Source organism: Reyranella soli, from assembly GCF_007992495.1.
Lineage (GTDB): Bacteria > Pseudomonadota > Alphaproteobacteria > Reyranellales > Reyranellaceae > Reyranella > Reyranella soli.
This window is the reverse complement of sequence record NZ_BKAJ01000129.1, coordinates 21,377-28,641: the sequence shown is the minus strand read 5'-3', so window position 1 is coordinate 28,641 and position 7,265 is coordinate 21,377. Positions and strand designations below refer to the sequence as shown.

7 protein-coding genes are annotated in these 7,265 nt (G+C 65.4%); 1 reads left to right on the top strand and 6 read right to left on the bottom strand.

What is annotated here, in order from left to right; genetic code table 11:
- Nucleotides 1-38 precede the first annotated feature (38 nt).
- From RSO01_RS32715 to RSO01_RS32695, 5 genes are all read right to left on the bottom strand, one after another.
- Entirely contained in the window at nt 39-647 is a 609-nt protein-coding gene (locus RSO01_RS32715) for a glutathione S-transferase family protein (RefSeq protein ID WP_147154791.1), read from the bottom strand.
- Nucleotides 648-714: 67 nt separating this feature from the next.
- Nucleotides 715-2,052, bottom strand: coding sequence for a Rieske 2Fe-2S domain-containing protein (locus tag RSO01_RS32710; protein WP_147154790.1), 1,338 nt, complete (start codon nt 2,050-2,052; stop codon nt 715-717).
- Nucleotides 2,052-3,386, bottom strand: coding sequence for a Rieske 2Fe-2S domain-containing protein (locus tag RSO01_RS32705; protein WP_147154789.1), 1,335 nt, complete (start codon nt 3,384-3,386; stop codon nt 2,052-2,054). The genes RSO01_RS32710 and RSO01_RS32705 overlap by 1 nt, the downstream gene beginning before the upstream one ends.
- 59 nt (nt 3,387-3,445) lie before the next feature.
- Nucleotides 3,446-4,738: an O-acetylhomoserine aminocarboxypropyltransferase gene (locus tag RSO01_RS32700; RefSeq protein ID WP_218037526.1), complete on the bottom strand. Its 1,293-nt coding sequence runs from the start codon at nt 4,736-4,738 to the stop codon at nt 3,446-3,448.
- 222 nt (nt 4,739-4,960) lie between these two features.
- The gene (locus RSO01_RS32695) at nt 4,961-5,638 is read right to left on the bottom strand and encodes a Crp/Fnr family transcriptional regulator (RefSeq protein WP_147154787.1); all 678 of its coding nucleotides are present in this window, start codon (nt 5,636-5,638) and stop codon (nt 4,961-4,963) included.
- A 156-nt stretch (nt 5,639-5,794) separates the two neighbouring features.
- Here RSO01_RS32695 and RSO01_RS32690 point away from each other — a divergent pair, with 156 nt between their 5' ends.
- Entirely contained in the window at nt 5,795-6,151 is a 357-nt protein-coding gene (locus RSO01_RS32690; protein ID WP_147154786.1) for a hypothetical protein, read from the top strand.
- Here RSO01_RS32690 and RSO01_RS32685 read toward each other — a convergent pair.
- The gene (locus RSO01_RS32685) at nt 6,140-7,219 is read right to left on the bottom strand and encodes a lactonase family protein (RefSeq protein ID WP_218037525.1); all 1,080 of its coding nucleotides are present in this window, start codon (nt 7,217-7,219) and stop codon (nt 6,140-6,142) included. The genes RSO01_RS32690 and RSO01_RS32685 overlap by 12 nt on opposite strands.
- Nucleotides 7,220-7,265 lie beyond the last annotated feature (46 nt).

Below are 7,265 nucleotides of genomic sequence, written 5' to 3'. Positions count from 1 at the left end.
ACGAAGATCATGAGCGGGTGGGACGCCCGCGCTCCCGTTTACTTCGTCGAGCGGGCCGCCTTGTAGGCGGGGCGTGACAGGCAGCGGTCGAGCCAGGTGCCGGCGTTGGGGAAGGGGCCGAAGTCGAACTTGATCGGCTTGGCCCAGCTGCAGATCGACGCCAGGTTCAGGTCGGCCACGGTGAACTTCGAGCCGAGCAGGTAGTCGCGCCCCTGCAGCGCGCCGTTCAGCACGCCGAACGGCTTGGGCAGCGCTTTCTGCGCCTCGGCGACGGCCTCGGGCTTGCGCTTGTCGGGCGCCGTCATGAACATGTCGATCAGGATGGTGAGCAGCGGCTTCTCGACCTCGGTCATGCCCCAGAAGCTCCACTGGTGGCAGATCGCCTGGTCCTCGAGGCTCGCCGGGAAGAAGCCGTCCTTGCCGTGCTTGGCGGCAAGATAGAGGTTGATCGCCATCGATTCGAAGAGCTTGAAGTCGCCGTCGACCAGCGCCGGCACCTTGCCGTTGGGATTGACCTTCAGGTAGTCGGCGTTCTTTAGATCCTTCATCTCCATGGCGACGTGCTCGAACGGTATGCCGAGCTCGTGCACGATCCACAGCGCGCGTGCCGCACGTGAAGCAGTGGGCCCATAGATTTTGACGGTCACTGTGAAGTCCCCCGGAAGTCCCTATTTTGACGCGGAGACGATAGAGCAGCAGGCGCAGTTGGTCTAATTATTCTCCCAATCCGTACTCGTTTCCGACATAGCCGTGCCGATGTCCGAAACGCTCGGTCATGACGGCAAGGAGATCCTTGTCCGGACCGGCGACCCAACCGCCTGAACGCACGGCGTATTTCTTCGCAGCGCGTGTCGATTTCGGCTCATCGCCCTGCTGCAGGGCGCGCGCTGCCCCCATGATGAGCTTGCGGAACTCGACGATTCCGATGTCGGTCGGTCCAAGATGCTCCCGGGTGCGGTCCTGGATCGGACCCTGGCTGTCCTGGATGGCGGCATCCTGCTCGCTCACGCCCATGATGCCGGTGAAGCTCTCCGTCTTCTGCTTCGTGCGGTCGAGCCCATAATCATTGTGAATGTTGCGCACGGGTACGTAGTTCAGATCGACCTCGGCGTGCAGGCTCAGCCCCTTGGCGTACTTCTCGCGCTCGGAATTGGTGAATGGCCGGTCGGGCAGCCAGCTGTAGGTGTAGATCCAGCAGTTGACGTCGTCGACCGGCACCCAGCACTGCCCATGATAGACGTCGCCCGGGAAAGCGACCGGCACCAACGCGTGGTTGGGCATCAGGAACTGGGAAATGCGCCAGTACTTGTCGGCCGAGTCGGTCTTGCGCGCCGCGCCGATGACCAGGCCGGTGTCGTGGCCTGCTATCGCGAACTTCGGCCTCGGGTCGTCCATCACCCAGCGGATGCGATCCGCCAGTTCCTGGCCGGCACCGATTGCCGAGGTGCTGCGGAAGATCTCGAGCTTGGTCTTCTCGTCTTGCGCCGGCACCTTGTGCAGGAAGGAGAAATGGGCGGTGTCGATCGCGCCCTCGAGGCTTTGAACCCAATTGCAATCCTGCCACTTCTTGGAAACGTAGCGGCCGCCCGCCGGCACCAGGCCCAGTTCGAGTTGCGGGAGCTCGGGCATGTGCTCGCGCGGCCCCATGTAGACCCAGACCATGTCAGCCCATTCGCGCGTCGGGTAGGCGAGCAGCTTGATCGTGTCCTTGTAGGTCGATTCCGGCGGCGAGGTCGGCAGGTCGACGCAGTTGCCGTCGACATCGAACTTCCAGCCATGGAAGGCACAGCGCAGGCCGCACTCCTCGTTGCGGCCGTAGTAGAGGTTGGCGCCGCGGTGCGGGCAGTGCGGCTCGACGATGCCGACGCGGCCGTCGGTACTGCGGAAGGCCAAGAGGTCTTCGCCTAGTAGCCTGATCTTCTTGGGTGGTCCGTCGCGTTCGGGCAGCTCATCGCTCAGCAGCGCCGGCATCCAGAAGCGGCGCAGCAGGTCGCCCATCGGCGTGCCGGGGCCGCTGCGGGTGAGGAATTCGTTGTCGGTCTTGCTCAGCATCAGTCGCCCAACCCGTATTGCTGGCCGATGTAACCCCGTGCGTGGCCGAAGCGCTCGGCCATGACGGTTTCGAGATTCTTTGCCGGTGCGGCGACCGCGCCGCCGGCCCGTACGGCATAGCGGTTGGCAGAGGCCGCTGCCTTGGGCTCGATGCCCGCCTGGAGCGACCGGGCGCCGCCCATCAGAAGCTTGCGGAACTCGACGACGCCGACGTCGGTCGGGCCGAGATGCTCCCTGGTGCGGTCCTGGATCGGGCCCATGCTGTCCTGGATGGCGGCGTCCTGCTCGCTCACGCCCTCGATGCCGGTGAAGGTCGTGTGCTTCTGCACCTTGCGGTCGATCAGGTAGTCGTTGCGCAAGTTGCGCAGCGGCATGTAGTCGTCGTCGACCTCGGCATGCACGTTGAAGCCGCCGTCGAACTTGGCGCGCTCGGCATTGCTGAGCGGCCGATCGGGGTGCCAGCAGTAGGTGTAGATCCAGCACGACCCGTCATCGGCCGGCACCCAGCACTGGCCGTAATAGATCTCGCCGGGGAAAGCCGTCGGCGTGTAGGCGTGATTGGGCATCAGAAACTGCGAGATGCGCCAGTAGAGATCGGCACCGTCGGTCTTGCGCGCGGCGCCGATCAGCAGGCCGGCATCGTGACCGAGGATGGTGAATTTTGGCCGCGGATCGTTGTGTATCCAGCGGATGCGATCGTCGGGCGTGGCCTGATCGGCGATCGCCGCCTTGGCGAGCGCCGCTCGCGCCGCGACGTCATCCTTGGCGAGCACGGCATGCAGGAAGGAGAAATGGGCGGTATCGAGCGCACCCTCGACACTCTGCACCCAGTTGCAGTCCTGCCACTTCTTGGTGACGTAGCGGCTGGACGCCGGCAGCAATCCCATCTCGAGCTGCGGCAGCTCGGGGATCTTTTCGCGCGGGCCCATGTAGACCCAGATCATGTCGCCCCATTCGCGCGTCGGGTAGGCGAGCAGCTTGATCGTGTCCTTGTATGTGGATTCGGGCGGCGAGGTCGGCAGGTCGACGCAGTTGCCGTCGACGTCGAACTTCCAGCCGTGGAAGGCGCAGCGGATGCCGCACTCTTCATTGCGGCCGTAGTAGAGGTTGGCGCCGCGATGCGGGCAGTGCGGTTCGACGATACCGACGCGGCCATCGGTGCTGCGGAAGGCCAAAAGGTCTTCGCCTAGAATCTTGATCTTCTTGGGCGGTCCGTCGCGTACGGGCAGCTCTTCGCTGAGCAGCGCCGGCATCCAGAAGCGCCGCAGCAGGTCGCCCATCGGCGTGCCGGGACCGCTCTGCGTCAGGAACTCGTTGTCGGCTTTGCTCAGCATCTGGCTCGGGTCCCTCGGCTACGCTTCGCTCCGCTCGGGACGACGAGAAATAGCTGGCGCTATTTCTTCGTCGCCTTCTCCAGAGCTTGCTCCAGATCGGCGATGATGTCGTCCACCGTTTCGATCCCTATCGACAGGCGAAGCACATCGGGGCCGGCGCCGGCCGCGACCCGCTGCTCATCGGAGAGCTGGCGATGCGTGGTCGAGGCGGGATGGATGATCAGGCTTTTGGCATCGCCGATATTGGCGAGGTGGGAGAACAGCTCGACGCTGTCGACCACCTTGATGCCGACGTCGTAGCCGCCCTTGACGCCGAAGGTGAAGATCGAGCCCGCGCCCTTGGGCAGGTACTTCCGGGCGAGCTGGTGGTACTTGTTGTCGGGTAGGCCGGCATAGTTGACCCAGGCGACGGCCGGGTGCTTGGCGAGATACTCGGCGACCTTCTGGGCGTTGGCGCAATGGCGCTCCATGCGCAAACCCAGGGTCTCGATGCCCAGCATGGTGAGCCAGGCGTTGAACGGGGCCTGGCTCGGCCCGAGGTCGCGCAGGCCCACGGCATGGCTGTGGAAGGTGTAGGCCATGTCGCCGAAGCTCTCGAAGAAGTTGAGCCCGTGATAGGCGGGCTCAGGCCCGGCGAGGCTCGGGAACTTGCCGCTCTTGGCCCAGTCGAACTTGCCCGAATCGACGACCGCGCCGCCCATCGAGGTGCCGGTGCCGCTCAAAAACTTGGTCGTCGAGTGCACGATCAGCGTGGCGCCGTAGTCGATCGGCTTGCACAGCCAGGGCGTGGCCAGCGTGTTGTCGACCAGCAGCGGCACGCCCGCCGCCTCGGCGATGCGGGCGATGGCCTCGATATCGCTGATGACGCCGCCCGGGTTGGCCAGGCTCTCGATGAAGAAGGCTTTCGTGTTGGGCGTGACGGCACGCTTGAAATTCTCCGGGTCGTCGGCGTCGACGATCTTCGCCGCCCAGCCGAACTTCGGATAGGTGTTGCGCATCTGCTGCAGCGAACCGCCATAGAGGCGCGAAGAGGCGACGATCTCCGCGCCGGGCGCCATCAGCGGGAACAGCGCCAGCACCTGCGCGGCATGGCCCGACGAGGCGACAGTGCAGCCGCGGCCGCCTTCCAGCGTGGCGAGCCTGGCCTCGAGCGCGGCGTTGGTCGGGTTGGTGAGGCGCGAGTAGATGAAGCCCACGGTCTGCAGGTTGAACAGGGCGGCGGCCTGGTCGGCGTCCTCGAAGACATAGGCCGTGGTCTGATAGATCGGCAGCGCCCGCGCACCCGTCGCCGGATCGGGCGCGGCGCCGGCATGCACGGACAGGGTCTCGAAGCCGTAGGTCTTGTCGCTCACTTGACGCTCCATGCTGGAAGACCGGCATTCCGACCACAGCCCGCAAAAGATGTCACCTCCCCCGTCATACCCCGTCATACGGGGGAGGCCGGGAGGGGGAGAGCCGCAGAGAAGTCCCGGCGATAGACGAAGATCATGATCTTTTTCTAGGAGAGATCTCGACTGGCGCCTGCCCCCTCCCGGCCTCCCCCGTATGACGGGGGAGGTGGTCGTCCTTCGTCTCTACTCCTCGCCTTCCTGCAGCCGCTTGATGTCGACGATCCGCAACTGCCTGCGGCGGACCTCGACGATGCCTTCGGCTTCCAGGCGATTGAACTCGCGGGTCACGGCTTCGCGGTGGGAGCCGATGCGGGCGGCGATCTCGTAATGCGTGGGCGCCGGCCGGATGACGATGCCGTTGCGGAATTCCTCGCCGTCCTTGGCCAGCCGCAGCAGCTCGCGCCGTACCCGCTCGCGCACGGCAAGCGCACTCACCTCGAACACGCGTTCCGACATCGACCGGATCTTGGTGACCAGAAGCTCGACCAGGCGAACGGCGATCTTGCCGTTGCCCTCGAGCATCTTCAGGAACTTCTCCCTGGTCATGCGGGCGACGCGGCAGTCGGTCATGGCGACGACCGACGAAGAGCGGGGGAGGCCGTCCACGGCCGAGAACTCGCCGAAGATCTCGCCCGCCTCCGTTTCGTTGTAGATCACCTCGCGGCCCGCCGCGGTGTAGCTGGTGGAGCGCACGGTGCCGGACAGGATGAAGAAGACGTCCGTCGTCGCCTCCTGCTCACCCAGAATCTGAGCTTGTTTCTCGAACGTGCGGATGGTGCACGATGACGCGACCGCCGCCAGCTCGGCGTCCGTCAGGCCGTCGAAAAGGGAGATGCTGCGAAGCGGGGTCTCGTCACTCATGTGCGGTGCAGCATGACATGGCGGCCGGACGGTTCAACTCCCTGTAGGGCCAGCAGTTTCGCTAATTGCCTGACGCAATGTGAGAAATACCACAGAGCGCGACAACCGGTTTGGCAGAATCATCTCATGTGTGTGGCAAACAGCGGGGGAATCGACGTGGCGCCTGTCCCTAAGGAGCATGTCGATCCCATCTTGGAAAACTACCTGCTGGCGCTTGCCGGCGTCGATCAATGCTCCCAGAGCGCACCTGAGACCGTCAGGAGCCGCCTGGCCGTGAACCTGGAGAGGGCCGAAAGAGCCTACGCGGACGCCGCGGCCGACGGCCTGGTCGAGGTGTCGGACGACATGGCAGCCGAGCTCGGCACGCTGGCCCAGGTCAACCAGGAATCACGCCGCAGGCTCCATCGCGGCGCGCCGATCACCGACCTGCTGGTCGACCTGGAGCAGGGCACGGATCAGGCGAACCGGATCGTCCGGGCGGCGATCTTCCGGCAGGAAAAGTCAGCTCGGTGAGAAGACGATGCAGGCCGGGCTGCCGACCCTGACGCGGATGCGCGTCGGCGCCAGCCGGCCGTCGCGGCCGACGCGGTAGCCCACGATCGAGCGGCTGTCCTGGTTGGCGACGTAGAGGAAGCGCTGGTCGGGATCGAAGGCGAAGAAGCGCGGCGTGCGGCCGTGGGTCGGCACCCACTGGCGCGGCGACAGCGTCCCCTTGGCCCGATCGATGCCGAACACGCCGATGCTGTCATGGCCGCGGTTGGAGACGTAGACATTGCGGCCGGCGCGATCGACCCAGATCTCGGCGCCCGTGCTGTAGCCGGTGAAGTCCGAGGGCGTGGACGGGATCGTCTGCAACGGCGTGAGCGCGCCGCTCTGCCGGTCCTGGCGGTAGGTCGTGAGGGTCGAGTCGAGCTCGTTGATGACGTAGGCCAGCGCCTTAGTGGGATGGAAATCGATGTGCCGCGGCGCGGCGCCCGGACGAGCTGTCACGCGCGTGGCCTCGACCAGAATCTTCCGCTTGGTGTCGAGGCGGTAGGCGATGACGACGTCGGAGCCCTTGCACGGCACGTAGAAGAAGCGCCCGGTCCGGTCGAGCGGGATGTGATGCACGCACATGGTGCGCTGCTGGATTCGATGCGGGCCGAGCGTGCCGGTCACGGTGGTGAGCGTGCGGTAGGGCAGCAGGCTACCGTCGCCCGCAAGCGGGAAGGCGACGACGGAATCGGTTCCGTAGTTGCACACTGCCAAGAAACGGCCGGTTGCATCGAAGGCGAGATGGACGGGATTGTAGCCGCCGGTGGGCTGACGATTGAGCGGCGCCAGGTGTCCGGTGGCGGGATCGATGGTGAAGGAATTGATCTCGCTGCGGTCGCCATGCACCGAGTAGAGGCGCGTTCCGTCGGCGTTGATGGCGAGGAACGACGGATTCTCCAGGCCGCCGAGATGCTGCAGGTGCGTGAAGGCGCCGGTGCGACGGTCGACGCGATAGACGTTGATGCCGTCGCCCTCGCCGTGCCGCTCGGGTGTCGTGTAGCTGCCGACATAGGCGAGCAGGGGGCGGGTGCGTGTCGGTTTCTTCATCGGACCAGTCGTCGGTGTTGAACGGGTCCGCAGTGTCGCTGCTTTG

What these genes read in the sequence shown, in the direction of transcription:
- RSO01_RS32710 (WP_147154790.1), bottom strand. Translation starts at nt 2,052, where the DNA reads ATGCTGAGCAAGACCGACAACGAATTCCTCACCCGCAGCGGCCCCGGC.
- RSO01_RS32705 (WP_147154789.1), bottom strand. Translation starts at nt 3,386, where the DNA reads ATGCTGAGCAAAGCCGACAACGAGTTCCTGACGCAGAGCGGTCCCGGC.
- RSO01_RS32695 (WP_147154787.1), bottom strand. Translation starts at nt 5,638, where the DNA reads ATGAGTGACGAGACCCCGCTTCGCAGCATCTCCCTTTTCGACGGCCTG.
- RSO01_RS32685 (WP_218037525.1), bottom strand. Translation starts at nt 7,219, where the DNA reads ATGAAGAAACCGACACGCACCCGCCCCCTGCTCGCCTATGTCGGCAGC.